Annotated in this window: 18 protein-coding genes; 8 read left to right on the top strand and 10 right to left on the bottom strand. The window is 70.3% G+C overall.

Annotation, left to right across the window (positions count from 1 at the left end):
• Positions 1 to 5,275 (top strand): hypothetical protein (locus tag MKK67_RS07930; RefSeq protein ID WP_243963271.1); only part of this gene is annotated, 5,275 nt, incomplete at its 5' end.
• A 261-nt stretch (positions 5,276 to 5,536) separates the two neighbouring features.
• Here the strand turns inward: MKK67_RS07930 and MKK67_RS07935 are convergent.
• A complete protein-coding gene (locus tag MKK67_RS07935; protein ID WP_243963328.1) occupies positions 5,537 to 5,977 on the bottom strand; it encodes a DUF1489 family protein in 441 nt (146 codons plus the stop codon).
• 65 nt (positions 5,978 to 6,042) lie between these two features.
• Positions 6,043 to 7,065, bottom strand: a complete 1,023-nt coding sequence (locus MKK67_RS07940) for a hypothetical protein (RefSeq protein ID WP_243963273.1) — start codon at positions 7,063 to 7,065, stop codon at positions 6,043 to 6,045.
• A gap of 143 nt (positions 7,066 to 7,208) precedes the next feature.
• Between MKK67_RS07940 and MKK67_RS07945 the strand changes: the two genes are divergently transcribed.
• The 5 genes from MKK67_RS07945 (at position 7,209) to MKK67_RS07965 (ending at position 12,283) form a co-directional block, all read left to right on the top strand.
• A complete protein-coding gene (locus MKK67_RS07945; RefSeq protein WP_243963275.1) occupies positions 7,209 to 8,384 on the top strand; it encodes an MFS transporter in 1,176 nt (391 codons plus the stop codon).
• A 67-nt stretch (positions 8,385 to 8,451) separates the two neighbouring features.
• The gene (locus MKK67_RS07950) at positions 8,452 to 9,576 is read left to right on the top strand and encodes an ABC transporter permease (RefSeq protein WP_243963329.1); all 1,125 of its coding nucleotides are present in this window, start codon (positions 8,452 to 8,454) and stop codon (positions 9,574 to 9,576) included.
• A 10-nt stretch (positions 9,577 to 9,586) separates the two neighbouring features.
• The gene (locus MKK67_RS07955; RefSeq protein ID WP_243963276.1) at positions 9,587 to 10,396 is read left to right on the top strand and encodes an ABC transporter ATP-binding protein; all 810 of its coding nucleotides are present in this window, start codon (positions 9,587 to 9,589) and stop codon (positions 10,394 to 10,396) included.
• A gap of 98 nt (positions 10,397 to 10,494) precedes the next feature.
• Positions 10,495 to 11,577, top strand: a complete 1,083-nt coding sequence (locus MKK67_RS07960; protein ID WP_243963277.1) for an MlaD family protein — start codon at positions 10,495 to 10,497, stop codon at positions 11,575 to 11,577.
• Positions 11,578 to 11,698: 121 nt separating this feature from the next.
• Entirely contained in the window at positions 11,699 to 12,283 is a 585-nt protein-coding gene (locus MKK67_RS07965; RefSeq protein WP_243963278.1) for an ABC-type transport auxiliary lipoprotein family protein, read from the top strand.
• Positions 12,284 to 12,310: 27 nt separating this feature from the next.
• On the opposite strand, the gene MKK67_RS07970 is transcribed toward MKK67_RS07965, so the two are convergent.
• The 3 genes from MKK67_RS07970 to thiE form a co-directional block, all read right to left on the bottom strand.
• A complete protein-coding gene (locus MKK67_RS07970) occupies positions 12,311 to 12,937 on the bottom strand; it encodes a helix-turn-helix domain-containing protein (RefSeq protein ID WP_243963330.1) in 627 nt (208 codons plus the stop codon).
• Between the two features lie 97 nt (positions 12,938 to 13,034).
• Entirely contained in the window at positions 13,035 to 13,850 is an 816-nt protein-coding gene (thiD, locus tag MKK67_RS07975) for a bifunctional hydroxymethylpyrimidine kinase/phosphomethylpyrimidine kinase (RefSeq protein WP_243963279.1), read from the bottom strand.
• Entirely contained in the window at positions 13,847 to 14,557 is a 711-nt protein-coding gene (thiE, locus tag MKK67_RS07980; RefSeq protein WP_243963280.1) for a thiamine phosphate synthase, read from the bottom strand. Before thiE ends, thiD begins: the two co-directional genes overlap by 4 nt.
• A gap of 204 nt (positions 14,558 to 14,761) precedes the next feature.
• On the opposite strand from thiE, the gene MKK67_RS07985 reads away from it, so the two are divergent.
• Positions 14,762 to 15,757, top strand: a complete 996-nt coding sequence (locus MKK67_RS07985; RefSeq protein ID WP_243963281.1) for an NUDIX hydrolase — start codon at positions 14,762 to 14,764, stop codon at positions 15,755 to 15,757.
• A 235-nt stretch (positions 15,758 to 15,992) separates the two neighbouring features.
• Here MKK67_RS07985 and MKK67_RS07990 read toward each other — a convergent pair whose 3' ends face one another.
• Both MKK67_RS07990 and MKK67_RS07995 read right to left on the bottom strand, forming a co-directional pair.
• Complete coding sequence (locus tag MKK67_RS07990; protein ID WP_243963282.1) at positions 15,993 to 16,931, bottom strand: hypothetical protein; 939 nt, start codon at positions 16,929 to 16,931, stop codon at positions 15,993 to 15,995.
• A gap of 390 nt (positions 16,932 to 17,321) precedes the next feature.
• Positions 17,322 to 18,542: a YbfB/YjiJ family MFS transporter gene (locus tag MKK67_RS07995; protein WP_243963284.1), complete on the bottom strand. Its 1,221-nt coding sequence runs from the start codon at positions 18,540 to 18,542 to the stop codon at positions 17,322 to 17,324.
• A gap of 77 nt (positions 18,543 to 18,619) precedes the next feature.
• Between MKK67_RS07995 and MKK67_RS08000 the strand changes: the two genes are divergently transcribed.
• Complete coding sequence (locus MKK67_RS08000) at positions 18,620 to 19,489, top strand: LysR family transcriptional regulator (RefSeq protein ID WP_243963285.1); 870 nt, start codon at positions 18,620 to 18,622, stop codon at positions 19,487 to 19,489.
• 68 nt (positions 19,490 to 19,557) lie between these two features.
• Here MKK67_RS08000 and panB read toward each other — a convergent pair whose 3' ends face one another.
• The 3 genes from panB to MKK67_RS08015 all read right to left on the bottom strand — a co-directional run bounded on the left by panB (position 19,558) and on the right by MKK67_RS08015 (position 22,054).
• Positions 19,558 to 20,376: a 3-methyl-2-oxobutanoate hydroxymethyltransferase gene (panB, locus tag MKK67_RS08005; protein WP_243963286.1), complete on the bottom strand. Its 819-nt coding sequence runs from the start codon at positions 20,374 to 20,376 to the stop codon at positions 19,558 to 19,560.
• 260 nt (positions 20,377 to 20,636) lie between these two features.
• Positions 20,637 to 21,233: a rhodanese-like domain-containing protein gene (locus MKK67_RS08010; RefSeq protein WP_243963287.1), complete on the bottom strand. Its 597-nt coding sequence runs from the start codon at positions 21,231 to 21,233 to the stop codon at positions 20,637 to 20,639.
• Between the two features lie 2 nt (positions 21,234 to 21,235).
• A complete protein-coding gene (locus MKK67_RS08015; protein WP_243963288.1) occupies positions 21,236 to 22,054 on the bottom strand; it encodes a quinoprotein dehydrogenase-associated SoxYZ-like carrier in 819 nt (272 codons plus the stop codon).
• Positions 22,055 to 22,060: the final 6 nt, after the last annotated feature.

Consider the following 22,060-nt stretch of genomic DNA (forward strand, 5'->3'; position numbering starts at 1 on the left):
CCAGACCCGGATCAGCGGCACCGGCCGCGACATCGTGCTCGCGGTGGCGAGCCAGGGCGCGCGCATCGCCGACACCCTCAGCCAGACCGGCGCGAGCTTCGCCGAGACCGCGGACGTGCGCGTCCGGGCCATCGACGAGACGCTGGGCAGCCGCCTCTCCGCCCTGCAGGAGACCATCGCCCGCGGCGACATCCTGGCCGACCGCATCGGCCGCGACACCGCGACCTTGGGCGAGACCGTCGGAGCCCGTCTGGAGGAGATGGACCGCCTCATCACCGTCAAGGGCCAGGCGGTGGCCGAGACCATCGCGACCCGCGCCCGCGAGGCTGGCAGCCTGGTCGAGACCCATCTCGGCAATCTGGAGGCGCGCTCGGCCCAGCGCGCGGCCGAGATCGGCGAGGTCGTGGCGAACCTGGTCGACCACGTCGACGGCCGGATCGACTCCCGCGGCAAGGCCCTGAACGAGGCGCTGGCCGCCCGGACCGGGGAGATGGCCCGGATCATGGAAGAGGGCAGCCGCAACCTGGTCGCGGTGCTCGACGGCCGGGCCGAAGGGCTCGGGCAGGATATCGACCGGCGCACCGCCGAGATGGCCCGCCGCATCGCGGGCAGCGCGGAGCATTTCGATGCCGGCGTCATCAGCCGCCTGCAGGAGATCGCCAACGCCCTGGAGGAGCGCGCCCGCCTGGTGGACGAGAGCTTCGGCGTGCAGGCCTTCGAGGCGATCCGCCTGATCGAGGCGCGCACCCGCGCCGTGGACGAGGAACTGGCCGGCCGCACCCGCGACCTGGTCGCCACGATCACCGACCGCACCGGCTGGATCGACAAGGCGATGGCCGAGAGCATCGGCACCCTCACCGGCGCCGTCGCGGAATCGACGCGCGTTCTCGAAGCCTCGCTGTCGGGGCGCGTGCAGGAGATCGTCCAGCTGGTGGACGAGCGCGCCCAGAGCGCCGACGCCGCCCTGTCCGCCCGGACCGAGGCCGTGCGCGCGGCCTTCGCCGAGCGTTCGGAACTGCTGGCGAAGCTGATCGACGAGCGCATCACCGCCATGTCGAGCGAGCTCGACGAGAAGGGCCGGAGCGTGTTCGGCGCGATCGGCGGCCGCATCACCGAGTTGGCGCGCCTGTTCGACCGCGGCGGCACCTCGCTGGCCGAGCTGATCGACCAGCGTGGCGAGAGCGTCCTTTCCAAGCTGCAGCAGACCATCGCGGATGCCGAGCGGATGCTCGAGGCCGGCGAAGGACGCCTGGGCCACACCCTGTCGAGCCGCACCGCCGATATCAGCGGCCTGCTCGATGAGGGCGTGCGCTCGGTCCACGGCCTGCTCGACGACCGAACCAACCAGATCCGCGTGATGCTGGACGGCCATGCCGGCACCCTGGCCAGCACCCTCGACGGCCGCATGGGCCCGCTCAACGAGGCGCTGGACAGCCGCGGCCGTGCCCTGATCGCTGCCGTCGAGGACGCCTACGGCAACGCCGCCGGCAGCCTGGATTCCCGGACGCAGGCCCTCGGCAGCCTGTTCGACGAGCGTCTCGGCCACTTGGAGAACCTGGTCGAGGGCCGCGGCAACCGCCTCGCCGAGACCCTGGAGGCCCGCGCCCAGGGCCTTCGGACCCTGTTCGAGGAAGCCCACAACGCCCTCGACGCGGTGGTGGAAGGCGGCGGTGGCCGCTTCGCCGCCTCGGTCGACACGAAGATCCAGGCCCTGCGGACGATGCTGGAGGAGGCGCCCGCCGCCGTCACCGCCCTGGTCGAGACCCGGGAGCGCCAGCTCGCCGCCACCCTCGACAGCCGCACGCAGCGCCTGCGGGCCCTGTTCGAGGAGGCCCAGGCCGGCCTGCGCGACCTCGTGGAGGTACGCGGCCAGGAACTCGCCGACACGATCACGACCCGGACCGAGGGCCTGCGCCAGACCCTCGACGCCGCTCCCACCGACATGGCCGACCTGCTGGACGCGCGCTTCGCCGACCTGCGCGCCCTGTTCGAGCGGGCGCAGTCGGAGATCGACCGTCTGGTCGATGGCCGCAGCCGCGAGATCGCCGGGACGATCGAGCACCGCACCCAGGCCCTGCAGAGCGTGATCGAGCAGGCGAGCCCGGCCATCGCCGGCCTGATGGAGGCCCGGGAGCACCAGCTCGCCGAGGCGTTCGAGGCCCGCAGCGGGCAGCTTGAGGCCCTGTTCGAGCGGGCTCAAGCCGAGATCGACCGCATGGTCGATGGCCGTGGCCGTGAGATCGCCGGGACGATCGAGCATCGGACCCAGGCCCTGCAGACGGCGATCGAGCAGGCGAGCCCGGCCATTGCCGGCCTGATGGAGGCCCGGGAGCACCAGCTCGCCGAGGCCTTCGAGGCCCGCAGCGGCCAGCTCGAGGCCCTGTTCGCGCGGGCTCAGGCCGAGATCGACCGCATGGTCGATGGCCGCAGCCGCGAGATCGCCGGGACGATCGAGCATCGGACCGAGGCCCTGCAGAGGGCGATCGAGCAGGCAAGCCCGGCCATCGCCGGCCTGCTCGAAGCGCGCGAGACCCAGTTCGCCGAGACCCTTGAGGCCCGCAGCGGTCAGCTCCGGACCCTGTTCGAGCGGGCGCAGGCCAGTCTCGAAACCTCCGTGGAGAACCGCGGCCGGGAGATCGCCATGGCGGTCCAGGCGCGCACGCAGGACCTGCGCAACCTCCTCGACGCGGCCCCCATGGGCGTCGCCGCCCTCCTGGACGCCCGGATCGAGACCTTGCGCGCGACCTTCGACGAGGCGCGTTCGGCGATCGAGGCGCTCGTCGACGAGCGCAGCCAGTCGCTGCTCGACGCCGCGCAAGGCCGCACCGGCTCGCTGGTCGAGGCCTTCGACGCTCGGATCCGTGACCTGGACGGCGTGGTCGAAGGACGTACCGCCGCTCTGGTGCACTCCGTCGAGACGCAGACCGAGGCGCTGGCCCGGGGCGTCGACGCCCGCGCCGACGCCTTCACCCAGCGCATCGACAGCCGCATGCGGTTGTTCGCCACCCTGGTCGCCCAGCGCGCCGAGACGCTGGCCAACGCCTTCGACGACCGCCACGACGCCTTCGCCGGCCTCATGGACGAGCGCACCGCCAGCCTGGTGGCCGCCCTCGACGAGCGGGCGCGGGCGCATGCCGAGCAGGTCGACGCGCATAACGCTGCGCTGGCCGAGACGCTCAGCCGGCGCGAGGCCGCGCTGGCGGGCCTAATCGATGCCCGCACCGAGGCTTTGGGGGCCGGCTTCGAGCGCCGCGCCACCGCGCTCGGCGCCCTGGTCGATGCCCGCGGCGAGGCCCTGTCCCGCCGTCTCGCGGAGAGCGCCGAGGCGCTGGTCCGCGCCATCGAGGAGAAGGGCGGGGCGCTGATCGCCAGCGTCGACGGCAGCGGCCGTGCGGTCGGCGACAGCCTGGAAGGGCATGTCGCCCGCCTGCGCGCCGCCATCGACGGGCCGATGCTCGACCTGTCCCGCGCCCTGGCCGACCGGGCCGATTCGATCGAGCGTGTGCTGATCGAGACCGGCGTGCCGCTGGCCGAGACCCTGCGGCTGCAGACCGAGGAACTCGCCGCGCAGTCGCGGGCCTCGGCCGAGCTGCTCCGGGCCGCCATCGACGACGGTGCGGGCCGCGCCCTCACCGAGCTGTTCGAGACCAACGACCGGCTCGGCCGGGAGCTGGGCGCCGTCCTCCAGCGGATCGAGGGCGCCAACGCGGCGCTCGGCGAGCTGGTGTCCGGTGCCGGCACCAATCTCGGCGCGATCGAGCAGGGTCTGGCCGGCCGGGTCGAGCAGGTCCAGTCGGCGCTGCAGCGCATCGCCGCCGAGACCGGCCGCGCCACCGCGGGCGTCGCGGCCCAGGTCGAGGCCCTGCGCGAGGTCGCCAATACGGCGCTTCGCGAGGCGTCCGGCCTCGCCGAGACCCTTGATGGACGGGGCCGCGCGCTGAGCGAGCAGACGTCCGTGCACGTCTCGGCGCTCGACCGGGCGGCGTCCTCGCTCGCGGCGATCGAGGAGCGGCTTGGGGCGACCCTGTCGGGCCGCGAGGCGGCGCTGGCCGAGGCGCTGGCCGGCTTCGAGACCCGCGCCAGCGCCCTGGAGCAGCAGGGCGGCGCGCTCGCCGAGACGATCGAGCGCACGCTGCGCAGTGCCGAGGAGCGCGCCCGCGCCGTCGGCGAGTCGCTGACGCGCTCGGCCGAGGGTGCGGGGGCTTCGGTCACCAGCGCCTTCGAGGGCCTGAAGGACAGCGCCGGCGCCGAGAGCGAGAAGGCAGCCCAGGGCGTGCGCCAGGCCATCGAGGAGGCGGCGCGGGAGATGCGCAGCGGTCTCGACGAGGCGCAGACCAAGTTCGGCGCCTCCGTGTCGTCCCTGCGGGAGATGGCGGGCTCGATCCGGGGCGAACTCGACGCGACCCGCGCCGAACTCGCCCGGGGCGTCCTCGATCTGCCGCGCGAGACACAGGATGCCACCGGCGAGATGCGCCGGGTGGTGGCCGACCAGATCAAGGCCCTCAACGAGCTGTCGGCCCTGGTCTCCCGCACCACCCGCTCGGTGGACGTCGCCCAGCCGCAGGCCCAGCGGCGGGTGGCGGAGGGCGGTTCCCGCGCCGTCGCGGCGCCGCAGGCCAGCAGCGCTCCGGCCCCGTCCGCGGCGCCTGTCCAGACCGTGTCGGCTCCGGCCCTGCCGGCGCCCGCGGCTCCGGCGCGGTCCACCGCAGCCCCGGCCCGGATCGAGGCGCCCCGGCCCTCCGCGACCGCCCGCCCCGTCGCCATGACGGCCGGCGGTGCCAAGCGCGGCTGGCTGTCCGATCTGCTGACCCGCGCCTCCCTGGATGAGGACGACGATGCCGAGGCGGAGGCGACCAACGGCGCTGCTCCGGCGGGCCGCCCGTCCCAGACACCGGCCCAGGCAACGTCCCAGGCTCCTGCCGAGACCGGCCGGATCGCCCTGGACACGATCTCGACCGACATCGCCCGGATGATCGAGCACCGGACCGTGGTCGACCTGTGGGAGCGCTATCGCCGGGGCGAGCCGAACCTGTTCGACCCGCGCATCTACACGCCGCAGGGCCGGACCACCTTCGCGGAGATCCAGCGCCGCTACCGGTCGGATGCGGAGTTCCGCCGCAGCGTCGACCGCTACGTGGGTGAGTTCGAGCGGCTCTTGGGCGACGTGGTCAAGAACGACAGCGACGCCAAGCGGACCGACGCCTACCTCACCTCGGAGACCGGCAAGGTCTACACGATGTTGGCCCATGCCAGCGGGCGCTTCGACGGGGCGTAGGACCACAATCGGTGCGGGCGCTCAAAGCGCCCGCACCGGCGAAACGGTGCCAGAGCCCGTCTGACCGCCCGATGGCAGTCGTATGACGGTTCCGGCCAATGAATATCTCAATCTCCCCCCTCATCCTGAGGTGCCGAAGCGTAGCGGAGGCCTCGAAGGAGCCCTCCAGGGATCGCGCGGCTGGCTGGAGGGCTCCTTCGAGGCTGCTACGCAGCACCTCAGGATGAGGGCTTTGGTCGGAAAGATCGGCCGGACAGCCCTTTACAGGAGGCCGAGGCCGACCAGCTCGCGGCGTAGCGCTTCGGGCATCTCGGCGAGGTCGCCCGATTGCCCGGCCCCGAGATCGGCCGGCGCGTCGTGGGCCGTGAGGTAGCGCCAGCCCTGGAACGGGCGGCAGGGGCGGGGCGACACCGGAACGAGGCGCGGGTCGAAAACCAGCCGGCAGCGCGGGATACCGTCCTCGTCGGTCAGCTTCTCAATCGCGGTAATCGCCTGCCGGCAGGACAGGGTCCCGCGGATCACCCAGTAGATCGAGCCCTTGCCGGCAATCTCGCGATGGCGCTTCGGCAGGGTGCGGGTGACGTGGAACGGGCCGGCCGGCCGGCCCTCGCGCAGGGCCTCGGCCCGGTACCGCTCCTGACGGGCTTCGAGGTCGGCGATGGAGGCGGGTCCGACGCAGAGCTTGATCAGGTTCAGGGCCACGGGGGTTTTCTGCCTCACGACCCTCGGCGGGCGGGCGCCCCTGATAGCAGGGCCGCTCGGCGCCGTCAGGCGAACAGGGCGAGCCGCTGCTCCGGCGGCAGCGCGTCGATCGCCGCGAAGCTCAGGATCGTCGCCTCCGGCTCGGCGGCGGGTTCCGGGGCGGCGGTGTCAGGGTCGGCCCAATCCGCGTCGGGCCAGTCCTCTTCGGGTGCTGACTCGGCACCATCGTCCTGATCGACCACGTCGTCGTCGAGCATGACCGGGGCGGGCGCTTCGGCCGCGTCAAACATCTCGGCTTCCTCGACCGCCTCGGCCCCCTCCCGGTCCGAGACTGGCAGGAACACGATGTCCTCGTGGAGCGGCGGGCTGCCGGGGTGGGCGACGCGGGCCGCCGCCGTGACGGCCGGAACCTCGAGGGCGATGTAGCGGTCGATGTCGCTCTGGCAGAGATCGGACGGCGGGGCTTCCGGGCCGATCGCCGGATCGCGCGGCATCGGCGGGACCCGCTCGGGCTCGCCGCCCCAGATCGCGATCATCGACGCGAGCCGGTCTTCGAGGTAGCGCAGGGTGTAGACGATCCGGGCGGTGCGCTGGGCGGTGAGGTCCTGGAACGAGCAGGCGGTGTAGATCGCCGTCGCGTGCCGATCGAGGGTGTCGCAGGTCGGGGCGTCGGCGCCCCGCTCGCGCAGGGTCCAGGCCGCTTCCTGGATCGCCTCGGCCGAGCCGAGGATGTCGGAGGTCGCCTGCTCGGTCTCCCGCACGATGGCGTCCAGCGCCAGGGAAGCCTGGGTGAGGCGGGTCTGCTTGCTGTCGCGGGCGCTGATCGCGGCGATCTCGGCCTTGGTCTGGCTGATCGCCGCGGCCATCTCGACGAGATTGCCGTGCAACTGCCCGAAGGTCTGGTGGTCCCGGTCGGTGGTCACCGCGCGTTCGAGCCGGCTCATCGCCCCGAGCAGCATCTCGGTCTCGGCGGCGCGGTTGCGGCGGGCGTATTCGGCCAGGAACCAGCGCCCGCGCTCGGTGAGGCCGATCGTCGCCTCGATCGCTTCGTATTCGGCCGGGGCACTCGCGGGGGCAGAACCGGACATGGGATCCCTCCGAACCCGAAAGGCCGGTGCGGCGACGGCCGGCACACGGCACGACCCGGAGGTCCGCAAATTGACAGGGAGGGTTTAACGGGCGCTTACGGCGTCCGGGCTCCGAACCCGCCTCGTCCGAGAAACCCCCATCCGTGCTTCGTCCATCCGGCCCGGCGCGCCTGTCGCTGCTCTACGCCGTCGTCTTCACCGAGATCGGCATCGCGATGCCGTTCATGCCGCTCTGGCTCGATGGCCTCGGCCTCGATGCCGGCGTGATCGGCGTGCTCCTGGCCCTGCCGATCGCCACCCGGATCGTCGCGACGGCGCCGCTGATGAGCCTGCTCGACCGGGGCTTGGGCCCGCGCCGGCTGATCCTGCTCGGCAGCCTCGCCCTCAGCCTGACCTACGCGCTGATGCCCGGCGCCGCCGGGATCGGCTGGCCGTTTCTCGCGATGCTCGTGATCCTCAACGCCGTGGCTGGTGCGCCACTGGTCCCGTGCATCGACTACCTGACCCTGGCGGCCGTGCGCCGCGACGCCCGCCTGGTCTATGCCCGGATCCGGATGGCGGGCTCCATCGCGTTCCTGCTCGCCAACCTGGCGGGCGGCCTCCTGCTCTCGGCGCTCGGCGGCCAACTGGCGGTGCCGCTGCTGCTCACCGGCCTCGCCCTGGCGGCGGGACTCGTGGCCTGGCGCAGCCGGTCGGTCGTGGCCCTGCCCCAGGTCCCGGCCGGCGCCGTCCGGCCGCGCCTGCCGCTGACGCTCTGGCTGTGCATCGGCGCGGCGGCGGCGATTCAGGCGAGCCACGGAGCGATCTACGGGTTCGGCAGCATCTACTGGACGAGCCAGGGCATATCGCCGGTCTGGGTCGGCGCGCTCTGGGCCACCGGCGTTCTGGCCGAGATCGCGCTGTTTGCCGGCATCACTGCCCTGCCCGCGTCCTGGCGCAGCCCCGTGCGTCTCCTGACCCTCGGCGCCGGTGCGGCGATCCTGCGCGCCGTCGGCATGTACCTCCTCGGCGACCACCTGGCCGCCCTGGTCCCGCTCCAGGGCCTGCACGGCCTGACCTTCGGGGCGACGCAGCTCGGCGCGATGGCGGCGGTGTCGGCCTTCGCCCCCGAGGGCGCCCGGGGGCGGGCGCAGGGCACGCTCAGCGCCGTCAACGCGAGCATCTCCGTGGGCGCGACCCTGCTGAGCGGCGTTGCCTACCGGGCCGGCGGCCCCCTCGCCTTCCTGCTGATGGCGCCGCTCGCCGCCTGCGGGCTGGGCTTGGCGCTCGCCTCCGGCCGCGCCGAGGGGGTGACGTTGGACACGGATCGTCAACCGTAATGTCGACATAACCCCACGGCAGGGTGGTGCCTCCAATCGAGGAGTGAGGGTCTTGCTGAGCGAGGGCATGGTTCCCGGCGCGTCGCTGCGGGACCGGCCGGCGGAAGGCCGGTTGGCGCTCGACGGGCGCTGGACCGCCGATCAGGCGCCGACCGTTGAGGCGAACGCCGCGCGTCTCCTGGCCGCCGGCCGGGCCGGCGCCGTGGCGGTCGACCTGTCGGGGATCGAACGGCTGGATACGCTGGGCGCCTGGGTGCTCGAGCGGACCCGCGCCGAGATCGCGCAGGCGGGGGGCGCGCTGACCTATGTCGGCGTGCGGCCCGAGCACCGCACCCTGCTGGGCGAGGTCCGCCTGCGCGAGCCCGACCCCGCGGCACCGGCCCGGCCCGGCCGCATCCTCGGCGCCCTCGACACGGTCGGCCGCGAGACCGTGCGCGGCGGCCGGGAATTCGTCACCGCCCTCGCCTTCCTGGGCGAGGTGATCGCCGCCTGCGGGCGGGTCGCCCTGCGGCCGGGCACCTTCCGGGGCACGGCGCTGGTCAATCAGATCCAGCAGGTGGCGTTCAATGGCACGCCGATCATCGTGCTGATCTCGTTCCTGGTCGGCGGCATCGTCGCCCAGCAGGGCATCTTCCAGCTCCAGCGCTTCGGCGCCCAGACCTTCGTGGTGAACCTGATCGGGCTGCTGATCCTGCGCGAGATGGGCGTGCTGCTGACCTCGATCATGGTCGCGGGCCGGTCCGGCTCGGCGATCACCGCCGAGATCGGCTCGATGCGCATGCGCGAGGAGGTCGATGCCCTGCGGGTCATGGGCCTCGATCCCGTCGAGATCCTGATCGTGCCGCGGGTGCTGGCCCTGATGGTCGGCCTGCCGATGCTGACCCTGATCGGCGACATCGCCGCGCTCACCGGCGGCGGCCTCACCGCCATGCTGTACGGCGGCCTGACGCTGGATCAGTTCCTGGTCCGGCTCCAGGCGGCGGTGGGCGTGCACCACGTCATGGTCGGCCTGATCAAGGCGCCGTTCATGGCGCTGATCATCGGGATCCTCGCCACGATCGAGGGCTTCGCCGTGGAAGGCTCGGCCGAATCGCTCGGCCGCCACGTCACCGCCTCAGTCGTGAAGTCCATCTTCATGGTCATCGTCCTCGATGGATTGTTCGCGGTGTTCTTCGCCGCGATCGATTTCTGAGCCCGTCCTGATGATCGCCCCCGCCATGCCCGAGACCGAAGCCGGCCCCGCGCCCATCATCCGGGTGCGCGACCTCGTGGTCGGCTTCCGGGACCGCAACATCCTGAAAGGTCTGAACCTCGACATCCGGGCGGGCGAGATCATGGGCTTCGTCGGGCCCTCGGGCCAGGGCAAGTCGGTGCTGACCCGGACGATCCTCGGCCTCACGCCGAAACGGGCCGGCACGATCGAGGTGTTCGGCCGCGACGTCGACGGCATGACCCATGCCGAGCGCCGCCGCATGGAGCAGCGCTGGGGCGTGCTGTTCCAGCAGGGCGCCCTGTTCTCGGCGCTCACGGTCAAGCAGAACATCCAGATGCCGATGCGCGAGCACCTGAACCTGTCCGAGCGCCTGCTCGACGAGTTCGCCCGGCTCAAGATCGAGATGGTCGGCTTGCAACCGGACGCCGCCGACAAGCTGCCCTCGGAGCTGTCCGGCGGCATGATCAAGCGCGCGGCGCTCGCCCGCTCCTTGGCCCTCGATCCCGAGATCCTGTTCCTGGACGAGCCGACCTCGGGTCTCGACCCGATCGGCGCGGGCGAGTTCGACGACCTCGTCTCCACCCTGAAGGAGACGCTGGGCCTGACCGTGTTCATGGTCACCCACGACCTCGACAGCCTCTACACCGCCTGCGACCGCATCGCGGCGCTCGGCGACGGCCAGATCATCGCCGCCGGGACGATCGAGGAGATGCTGGCGAGCGACCATCCCTGGTTGCGTTCGTATTTCCACGGCAAGCGCGCCCGCGCCATCACCACAGGCGTGCCGGCGCATGCCTGACCGTCCCTTCCCCCTGATCCCGTCCCGCTCCCGTCCGGGATCGGCGACACGCAGCTCGGCCGGACTTGTTTCGCCGAGCGGAACCGCAGGCTGACCGCATGGAAACCCGCGCGAACTACGCCCTCATCGGGGCCTTCACCCTCGCCGTCATCCTGGCGGGTTTCGGCACCGTGCTGTGGCTCTCCGGCGGCTCGTCGCGGCAGGTCAGCCAGACCGTCCGCATCGTGTTCTCCGGCTCGGTCGGGGGCCTCTCCCGCGGATCGAGCGTGAACTTCAATGGCATCAAGGTCGGCGAGGTCACCGATATCCGCCTCGCCCCCCAGGACCCGCGCCGGGTGCTCGCCCAGATCAAGGTCGATCCCTCGACGCCGCTCCGGGCCGATACCCGCGCCCGCCTCGACTCGGCGATGCTGACCGGCGTCTCGGTGATCTCCCTGTCGGGCGGCAACGCCGACGCGCCGGTGCTCACGCCGATGGCCAACGGTGAGCCGCCGACGATCTTCGCCGATTCCTCCGACATGCAGGACATGATGGCGCTGGCCCGCCAGGTGGCGCAGCGCGCCGACGACATGCTGGCCCGCCTCGACCGGATCGTGGCCGGCAACGAGGGCGCGATCAACCGCGCGCTCACCAACGTCGAGGCGTTCTCGAAGACGCTGGCCGAGGCCGGCCCGAACATCGCGACCCTGGTCAAGGCGGTGGATGGGGTGAAGCTCGGCCACGTGATCGACAATGCCGACCGCTTCTCGGCGGCCCTGTCCAAGTCCAGCCCCGACATCGAGGGGGCGGTGCACGATGCCCGTTCGCTCGCGGCCAAGCTCAACGCCTCCGCCGACAAGATCGACGGGGTGCTCAACGGCGCTCAGAGCTTCCTCGGCTCCGCCGCCGGCCAGGAGGGCTCCAGCACGTTCACCGAGATCCGCGCCGCTGCGGTCTCGGTGCGCGACGCCGGCAAGGCCTTCCGCGTCATGTCGGAGAACCTCGATAAGCGCACCGCCAGCATCTCGACCAATTTCGGCCGGCTCAGCGGCACCGGACGCCGGGAGGTCGAGGCCCTGTCGGGGGACGGCCAGCGCACGCTGAACACCCTGAACCGCACCGTGCGCAGCCTGGAGCGCGACCCGAGCCAGGTGATCTTCGGCGGCAAGCCATCGTTGCCCGAATACAACGGCGGCCGGTGAAAGTGCCGCGCGCCGGGTCGATGTGTCCCGGCGCACGGCACGGATACGGGCGAGGGATAGTTTCTGCGGCATAGCTTATACAGCTCCGCCGCGCGTCGGCGGGGTTCCTCAGGTTGTGCGTATGGCCCGCTCGTCCCACCTCCTCGCCGCCGCTGCGCTGCTCGCCACCCTGCTGGGCGGCTGCGGTGGCGGCGCGGCACCGCTGACCTTCGATCTCGCGGCGTTGCCCCCGGCCGGGCGCCCGGTCGCGGCCGGCCGCTCGATCGCGGTCTCGGAGCCGGTGGGCATCCAGCCGTTCGAGGCCGATCGGATCATCGTGCGCGAAGGCGGCGGCGCCCTCGCCTTCCTGGGCGGCGGCCAATGGGCCGACCGGCTGCCGCGGCTGATCCAGACCCGCCTTCTCCAGAGCCTGGAGAATTCCGGCCGGCTCCGCTCGGTCAGCCGGCCCGGCGACAAGGTCGTGGCCGATTACCAGCTGATCAGCGAGATCCGCGCCTTCGACATCCAGGCGACGACCGGGGAGGCGGTGGTCGACCTGTCGCTGAAGCTGGTGGCCGACGGCACCGGCAAGGTCACCGCCGCCCGGATCTTCACCGCCCGGGTGCCGGTGGCGAAGATCGATGCCGGCAACGGCGCCCAAGCCCTCGACCAGGCGCTGACCATCGTGCTGGCCGACGTGGTGCGGTGGGTGAATACCGGGCGGTGACGTGGCGCGGCTTGAGCCGCGACACGGTCACTCCATCACCGCCGCCTTCAGGATCACCACCATGGTAGCCCGGGCCGGGCCTTCGGTGCAGCGGACGAGGTGCGGGCGGTCGCAGCGGTAGCGCAGGGACTCGCCGGCCCGGGCGCGTTGCACGCTGCCGCCGATCTCGACCTCGAACGCGCCCTCGGCCACCGAGAGCGATTCCACCGAGCCGCGCTGGTGCGGGTCCGAATCGAGCACGCCGCCGGGATCGGCCGTGACCTCGTACCATTGTAGCCACTCGATCGTCTTGATCCAGCCGGTGATCGCCAGCCGGACCTTGCCGTCTTCCGAGACCAGGATCGGCGTGTCCGCCCGGGAGGTCTTTTCGATGAACGGCTCCTCGTCGCCGGCCGCCAGGACCCGGTCGATCGACACGTCGAGCGCCTGGGACAGACGCCAGATCGTCGCCAGCGTCGGATTGGTCTCGTTGCGCTCGATCTGGCTGATGATCGATTTCGCCACGCCCGATTGCTCGGCGAGCTCCGACAGCGAGAGGTTGTAGGCCTTGCGCAGGCGCTGGATCGTCTTGCCGAGCTGGCCGGAGAGCACCTGCGCCCCGGTCAACAGGTCGCGTCCGCGCGCCCGGTCGGGCCGTTCCGCCTGGTCCTGCATCGTCACCGGTCCACCCAGGCCGTTCCGTTATCCGAACGATCGTGCGCTTCTTCAAACGCAATCGCCGTCCGGACGCAAGGCGGGCGCCCCCCTTAAGTTAGGGCCAGATCGCGTGAAAGTGGTGGACCGGTCCGTGACCGGAGCCGATCGCCAGCCGATCCGCCGCCATGAGCGCCGCCGTGAGGTAATCCTTGGCGGCCGCCACAGCCTCCGGCAGCGTCAGGCCCCGGGCCAGCCCGGCCGCGATCGCGGAGGACAGAGTGCAACCGGTGCCGTGGGTGTTCCGCGTGGCGAGGCGCGGGGCCGCGAAGGTCTGCGCGTGACCGTCGGCGGTTACAAGATGGTCGACGCTCATGGCGCCGGTCCCATGGCCGCCCTTGATCAGCACGGCGCGGGCGCCGAGCGCCACCAGCCGCCGGGCCTGGGCCGCGGCACCCGCCTCGTCTTCGGCCACGGCCTCGCCGAGCAGCACCGCCGCCTCCGGCAGGTTGGGGGTGATCAGGTCGGCCCGCGCCAGCAGCCGGTCCCGGAGCGCCGCCACGGCATCCTCCGAGATCAGCCGGTCGCCGCTTGTGGCGACCATCACGGGGTCGAGGACCACCGGGATCTTGCCGGCCTGCCGTGCCAGCCCGTCGGCGACCGCTTCGATCACCGCGATCTGCGACAGCATGCCGATCTTCACGGCGTCGACCGCGAGGTCGGAGAAGACGCTGTCGATCTGCCGAGCCACGAAATCGGCCGGCACGTCGTGGATGCCCTGGACGCCCCTTGTGTTCTGGGCCGTGAGTGCCGTGATCACGCTGGCGCCGTAGACGCCGAGCGCCGAGAAGGTCTTGAGGTCGGCCTGGATGCCGGCGCCGCCGCCGGAATCCGAGCCCGCGATGGTGACCGCGATCGGGCTAGCGCCGCTCATCGGGCGGCTCCCCGCGCCGTCAGGGCGGCGTCGATGGCCGCGCGCAGCTCCCGGGCGCGCTGCCGCACCGGCTCGGTCCCGAACAGGGCGGTGATCACCGCCACGCCGTCCGCCCCCGCGGCGATCACCGGGGCGGCGTTGTGCAGGCCGATCCCCGCGATGGCGCCGAGCGGCAGGCCCGCGCCCCGGGCGAGCCGGGCCCGGAAGGCGATGCGCGAAAACCCATCGAGGCCGACCGGCGGGTCGGGATTGTCCTTGCTGGTGGTGGCGAACACGCCGCCGATGCAGGCGTAATCGACCGGGAGCCGGTACAGCTCGTCGGCCTGGGCGGCGGTCTTGACGGTCAACCCGATGATCGCCCCCTCCCCCAGCAGGCGGCGCGCCTCGGCCGGGTGGAGATCGCTCTGGCCGAGATGGACGCCATCCGCCCCCGCCGCCAGGGCGAGATCGACCCGGTCGTTGACCAGAACCGGCACCCGGCCCCCCACGGCGGCCTGGATCGCCCGGATCCGCGCCAGGGCGGCGCGGGCATCCGGGATGTCCTTCTCGCGGTATTGAAGCAGGGTGGCGCCCCCCGTCACCGCGTCGGCGGCGAGCCGGGCGAGATGGTCCCCGTCCGCCCCGCAGATTCCGACATCGAGGAGACCGTAGAGCCGCAGGTCGACGGGCCGGCTCCCGGCCGTCGCGGAGATCGCGCTCGCTGCCATCGTGGTCGCCTGCTCCCGCCGGAATTGACCCCGCGCCGGCCCTACGCCGGCCCATCTCGGGCGGCCCTGTTTGGGCAGCGCCCGCCGGCTTGGCAACCCGTCCGGTCACACGGCCGCGTTGACGCGGGGCGATCCTGTCCCCCTATAGGGACGGATCCGGTCTGAAAAAATCCCGCGCCCGGCGGGAGAGGGTTTCGAGGGGCGATGACGGTCGGCGAGGCGCAGACGGGTGCGCGCGGGGTACAGGCCCTGCCGGAGCGCTCCTCCGTGGGCCTCGTCGCGGTGATCGTCGCGGCGACCAAGGGGGAGCCGCGTGCCCTGACCATCCGGGTCCCGGACCAGGCGCCGGGCCGCGGCGACGGCCTGCCGGCCGGGCCGCTCGTGCCCGAGCACGCCACCCTGGAGCGCGGCCTGCGCGCCTGGGTGGAGCGGCAGACCCATCAGCGCCTCGGCTATGTCGAGCAGCTCTATACCTTCGGCGACCGCGACCGCTCCGGCGGGGACGAGGCGCCGGAGGCGCACGCGCTCTCGGTGGCCTATCTCGCCCTGGTCCGCGAGGAGCGCCCGGCCGGCCTCGCCGAGGCGGCCTGGCAGAACTGGTATCGCTACCTCCCGTACGAGGACTTCCGCAAAGGCCGCCCGCCCCAGCTCGACGCGATCGAGAGCCGGCTCGCGGCCTGGGCGGCCGAGCCCGAGGATTGCGCCATCCGGACCCGCCGCCTCGACCGGCTCGGCCTCACCTTCGGGATGAACGGCGGCACCTGGAACGAGGAGCGGGTGCTGGAGCGCTACGAATTGCTGTTCGAGGCCGGCCTGATCCCGGAGGCGCGCGGCAATGCCGGCCCGGCGGTGCAGAACGACCCGACCGGCGTGCCCATGGCGTTCGACCACCGCCGGGTGCTCGCTACCGCGATCGGCCGCCTGCGCGGCAAGATCAAGTATCGCCCGGTGGTGTTCGAGTTGATGCCCCCGGCCTTCACCCTGCTCCAGCTCCAGCGCACCGTCGAAGCGCTGTCGGGCACGCAGCTGCACAAGCAGAATTTTCGCCGGCTCGTGGCCCAGCAGGGGCTGGTGGAGGAGACCGAAGCCCTGACCAGCGGCACCGCCGGCCGGCCGGCACGCTTGGTGCGCTTCCGCCGGGAGGTTCTTTTGGAGCGCCCGGCCCCGGGGCTGCGGCTGCCGTTGCGGCGGGTGGGGTGATGGGTGGATGAGCAATGGTTGCGTAGTGATCGTGCGAGATTTGTTGTACGTAGCTTCTTGCTCGGTCTATTTTCAGTATCAATGAGATGTTATCATAAAATATGATATTTAAAATCTAAACACGGCAAGTATAATTAATTATTGATGCATCGTTCGCTTAATATATTTCAGGAAGCGGATATAATGAAGTTTTCAGTGCAAAAATCGCCCATGCGTTCAAAAACCACTGCCGACCTTATTCATAGGCGGCGCGAGATATTAATCTTTCTTTGACTAAATCGTTGAATGCAGGGTCTGTTATTCCAATCTGCCGGAGAATGAGCGCCACGACACATGCGCATAGGAAGCGTTCGTCCGTCTGATTGACGGTAGGATGTCGTCCTTCATGGAATAAATTATTGCGTGTATCAATAAATCTCTTGGCCTCTTTTGCAAATGCAGGATCGAGACTATTTAAGAATTTTTTTAGTGCGCTGTTCCCGCCGGCCGCAATTTCTAAAGCTATCCAAATATTTGCATACCGAGAGGATTGATCGATTACATTTGTCGATCGGGCGATAAATCCGAATGCTAACTCTGCGCGCGATCTAATTTCGGTGGGGCAATTTTCGAAGGCTTCTTTCGCCGCTTGTAATGTGTCAGTGCTAAAAATGCGCCATGTGTTTGGATGAACGTGATTCTCTACAACCTTCGATACACGAGAAATTTGGTCTGGTTTGGAGAGATCGAATCTTTGCTCGAATACTAAATCAAGCATTGCTGTGTGACCGGCAACGAGAGTCAACAAGCCTCTAATAGAATCTGCACGACGCCTGATGTAGTCTTCGTTCTCATTGCAGATAGGCAATATTAGGAAGGCGTAATGCCCAGCTGGAACCACGCCTTGTCGTACATTGAGATTAGTCTTTATTTCTTCGCCATGAAAAGTAACGACTTCTTCAAAAATCAATTGAGGTTCCTGTTTCGCAATTGCCCTGAAACACATCGCAAATTTACCTCCCAGCGGGACTATTAGAGATTTTACCGCTGCGATTGCTGGCTCGTAGAGATCTGGAAATTCCGCTATGCCGCTGGAGTAGCCTCGCACCACAGCGCCAACTATCGTGGCATCGCTAAGCCATTCCAGGGGAATGAGTTTATAATAACTGCTGTCTTTCGGTTCGTTGATGCTCATGCCTAATCGTATCGCACAGGGCCTACGGTCGGAAGGCAATTTTCAGGATATTCGAATACAGCTAAGATTGGCTGTAATAGACCTTAAATGGCCGCAGATTTGCTGGCATCCTAACCGGAACCGCTACCTGTAGAGGTGATTCCTGTTCAGAAATCGACCGATCCGTCCCTCGTTTGCGTCGGCCTTAATCGCCTCTTCAATATGACCCCGCATCCGTCCGAACGGACACATAGCTCTGGCGAGCGCTCGGACAGGCCGAGCGTGTATGTCAGCACCAGGGTCCGTCCATCACAGACTGCTGCGGCGCTGATGCCGAACGTAGCCGGCGCCGGGTCACCCTGCTGCGCCGGCAAAGCCGATCGTGGAAGCGGCATTTTACCCCACGTCGTGTCAGGCGGGCATCAGGATATCCGCTGAGGGCCGCGCGGCGCGCCACAGCCACAACGCCGTCAGCACCAGCAGCAGAGTGGCGACGGCGCCGGTGCAGTCCAGGGCGTCCCAGCCGGCCCAGCGGCCGGGACCGAGGAGGCGCACCAGAACCGGGCCGACGATCTGTCCGGCGGCAAAGGCGGCGGTCATGCGGGCGAGAAGCGGCGTCGGGTTGTCGGGCCGCGCCTCGCGGGCCAGCTGCAGGCCCGCCATGGTGGCGACCATGAACGTGCCGCCCACCAGAACGGCCGAGGCCGCGACCGCCCAGAGGGCGTGGGCGACCAGGGGCAGGCCGGTGCCGAGCGCCATGACGCCCTGCGCCGCCGCCCAGAGGCGCTGGCGCGGCACGCGCGTCAGCCAGCGGGCCACGGCCGCGACCGACAGGGCCGCGGCCAGGCCGAACAGCGGCCAGGTCAAGCCGAACACTTTTGGGTCGGAGGCCAGTTCGCGGGCCATCGCCGGCAGGAACGTCGCCGGCACGATGTAGCCGAACCCGAAGATGCCGTAGCACAGGACCAGGGCCGCCTGCCCGCTGCGGAGGGGACGGGCGAAAGAAGCGGCTTCGCGCTCCTCGATCTCGGCCGGGGCCGTGCCCTGCCCCCGGGACAGGGACCAGACCAGCAGCGCGCCGAGCCCGGCGACCAGCCCCAGTTCGAGCCACAGCCGGGCCGCCGGCTGGATCCCGCCGAGCCAGGCCAGCGTGCCGGCGAGCGCGACGCCTAAGCCGACGCCGGTGTAGATCCAGGCCCCGAGCGCGCCGACCCGACGCCGGGCCAGCTCGGCGAGGCACCAGCCGCTCGCGCAGACCAGGGCCCAGGCGCTGAACACCCCGGCCAAGGCCCGCAGCCCGGCCCCGAGAGCGGCCGGCGCGTCGTGATCGACCGCCGCCATCGCCACCGTCATCAGCGCCACGCCGGCCAGGCTCAAGAGCAGGCCCAGCCGCGGATTGCCGGCGAACCACGAGGCCGTCAGGGCGCCGACCAGATATCCGACATAGTTCGCCGCGGCCCATTCGGCGCCCGCGGCGGCGCTGAGGGTGCCGTCGCGCATCATCAGCGGCATCAGCGGCGTAAACGCGAATCGGCCGATGCCCATGGCGACCGCCAGGGCGACGAGGCCGCTGCCGACGACCGGCCAGGGCGCGCGTTCGGAATCGGTTGGGGCGTGCTGGAGCGTGCTCATGTCGGCACCCCTTGAACACCCTCCCGATGTTCTTGGAAAATGAATTTTTGTGACGTACGTTTCTCGTCATGAGAACGATGGACCTCGACGACCTCGACATCTTCCGCAGCGTGGTGCGCGAGGGCGGGGTGACCCGGGCGGCGAAGCGGCTGCATCGGGTCCCGTCCAACGTTACGACCCGGATCAAGCAGTTCGAGGCGCGGCTGGGCGTCGCCTTGTTCCGCCGCGAGGGCCGCAGCCTGAGCCTCACCGAGGCCGGACGCACCCTCCTGGGCCATGCCGAGACGCTGCTGCGGATGGCCGATCTGGCCGAGCAGGAGTTGCGCAGCGGCGTCGTCCGCGGCGTCCTGCGGCTGGGCTCGCTGGAGAGCGCGGCGGGCGCGCGGCTGCCGCCGATCCTGTCGGCCTTCCACGCGCAGTTCCCCGACGTCACGATTGAGCTGCAGACCGGCACGACCCGGGCCATGCTGAGGCAACTGGAGCGCTTCGAGATCGAGGCGGCCTTCGTCTCCGAGCCGGTCGATCACGCAAGCTTGTCGTCGGTGCCGGCCTTCGACGAGGAACTGGTGCTGATCACCGGCCGGGATGCGCCCGGGATCGGCGATGGCTCCCGCCGCCGGACCCTGGTGGCGTTCCCGCACGGCTGCTCCTACCGGCAGCGCCTGATCGAGTGGCTGGCCGAAGAGGGGGCGTCCTACGACCGGGTTCTGGAGATGAGCTCGTACCACGCCATCGTGGCCTGCGTGGCGGCCGGCACCGGCATGGCCATCGTGCCGGCGGAAGTGCTCGACCACGCGGTGCTGAGTACGGCGGTCGAGCGCCATCCGCTGCCGCCGCACATGCGCCGCAACCGGACCCGCCTGGTCTGGTCAGGGGAGGCCAGCGCCGCCCTGTCCGCCCTCATGGCGCTCCTGCCCGATAGGGCCGAGACCGGCCGCGCAGCGTAGGTCGCGCGCCTGGACCATCGAACGCGCGCGCTGACGCCGAACCGGAATCCACTTCGGCTGCGAGCGCTCTAGCCGTAGGTATGATCGTCCGCCGGGAACCGCCCGGCCCGCACCTCGTCGGCATAGGCCTTCACGGCCTCCTCGATATGGCCGCGCAGCGACCCGAACTGGCGCACGAATTTCGGGGTGCGCTCGGACAGGCCGAGCATGTCCTCCAGCACCAGGATCTGCCCGTCGCAGACCGCCGAGGCGCCGATGCCGATCGTGGCGGCGGTGACCTGCGGGGACGTCGCGATCGCGCGCGCCACCGGCTCGACGATGCCCTCCAGCACGATCGCGAAGGCGCCGGCCTCGGAGATCGCTCGGGCGTCCTCCAGCAGGCGGCGCTCGTCGTCCGGCGCCCGGCCCTGGACCTTGAACCCGCCCATCGTGTTCACCGCCTGCGGCGTGAGGCCGATATGGCCCATCACCGGCACGCCGCGCTGGACCAGAAACGCCACCGTCTCGGCGAAATGGGCCCCGCCCTCCATCTTGATCGCCCCCGCCCCGGTTTCCTTGAGCACCCGAGCGGCGTTGAGGAAGGCCTGCTCCCGGCTCGCCTCGTAGGAGCCGAACGGCATGTCGACCACCACCAGTGCCTTGGCGGTGCCGCGGATCACCGCCTGCGCCTGCAGGATCATCATCTCCAGGGTGACGGGAATGGTCGATTCCATCCCGTGCATCACCATGCCGAGCGAATCGCCCACCAGGATGAAGTCGCAATAGGGATCGACGATGCCGGCGGTGTGGGCATGATAGGCGGTGAGCGCGATGATCTTGCGCCCCTCGGCCTTGCGCTTGCCGATGTCGATGGCTCGGAGCCGGCGGGACTGCACGACCTGCGACATGGTTCAGACCTCTTTCGGCATCCCGGTCGAGCGCGGGGTTCGTCCCCGTTCGGGCCACTGGATTCACAGGTTGCCGCCTGACGCCAACCCTTTGAAGTGCATGCGCTTTCCCCTCCCCCTTGCGGGGAGGGGCCAGGGGTGGTGCAGGATCGCGCGTGACGGTGCCTTCTGCACCACCCCCACCTCCAACTCCTCCCCGCAAGGGGGAGGAGCGCGCGTCGCGTTTTCGCCGGGCGATATACACCGCCCCGCCCCGCCGGTCAGCGCCCCGCCTGCGGCTCGGCCGCCGCCTTCCACACCGGATCCTCGCGCAGGGCCGTGGTCTCGTGCGTCTCCTGCCAGCCCTCGACGCCCTCGGGGAACCAGCGCACGCCGGTATAGCCCTTGCGGACCAGCCGCTTGGCCGCGTTCCAGCTGCCCCAGCACTCGACGTGGCAGAACACCACGACGGGCTTGGCCGGGTCGCCGCCGGTCAGCTCGGCGACCCGGGCGTAGAACAGGGCCTCGCGCTCCGGGGCCAGGGGCTCGGCCCCGGCCTCCGGCATCCAGACCGAGCCGGGGATCGAGGGATGCACCGGTAGCCAGAGCCGGCCGGCGGGGAAGTTCGACGGTTTGCGGTCGGGGGCGGCGACGTCGATCAGAACCGGCTTGTCCGGCCCCGCCATCAGCGCGGCGAGTTTTTCGGCATCGATCACCGCGGCGCCTGTCAGCGTCTGCGGGGTGTAGCCCTTCGGCGGGCCGGCATAGAGCCCCTCCGGCTCGGGCACGTTCACGGGCGAATCCGCCGGGGCGGCGGCGAGGCAGCCGATGGCGGCCAAGGCTGCCGCAAGCCGGCCGATCAGGATCAGACGCGCCATGGTCAGTTGGTCGGGCTCGGCGGGGTGAAGCTGTGCTGCCAGCTGCCGCCGGCATTGTCGCTCGCCGCGACCTTGAGCGGCTTGCCGTCCGGCTTGAATGCGAAGTTGATCACCGGGTTCGACGAGATCGAGATGTCGCCCGTCATGGTGAAGACCGTCGTGTCGCCGGCCGAGACGGTGAGCTTGTCGATGTAGCGGGCCGGCGTGTAGTCGCGGGTGACCTGGTTCATCTGCATGCCCGAAAAGTTCGGGTGACGGATCATCAGCGTCGCCTCCACGGGCTTGCCGGCTCCCGTCTCGGCGAACTTCATGCGCATGTCGCCCATGCCCTTCATGGCCTCCTCGTCGCTCATGCCCATCGGGGCGGAGCAGCCACCGGAGGCCTTCACGAACTGCTTGGCCTCGTAGAGCTTGCCGTCCTGGGTCTCCACTACGGCGTGCATGTCGGTGTAGTTGTTGACCCGCACCCGCAGCTTAAGCTCCGCCGGGTCGGCGGCCGGCCCGAACTCGAACTTGGCCGCGTAGGGCGCCGGGTTGTCGTCGATCACCAGCGACACCGCCTTGATCCGGGACGGCTCGGGCATGGTCAGGGTGATCGGCACCAGGGCGGCGTCGAGTGCCCGGGCCGGCGCGTCGATCTTCACCAGGCTGTTGGTGGTCTCGATGGCGCGGTCGCCGAAGATCGACTTGGCGATCTCCTGCCAGCGCGCGGTCCGCTCCTGCTCGGTGTCGGAGGCGCCGGCGGCCAGGGCCGGACCCGCCAGGGCGGAGGTGGCGAGGATGAGGGCGAGCGCTGCCGTGTGTGCGGTTCTGAGCGTCATGGCGTT

Source organism: Methylobacterium sp. J-072 (assembly GCF_022829425.1).
In the GTDB taxonomy this organism is placed as follows: Bacteria; Pseudomonadota; Alphaproteobacteria; order Rhizobiales; family Beijerinckiaceae; genus Methylobacterium.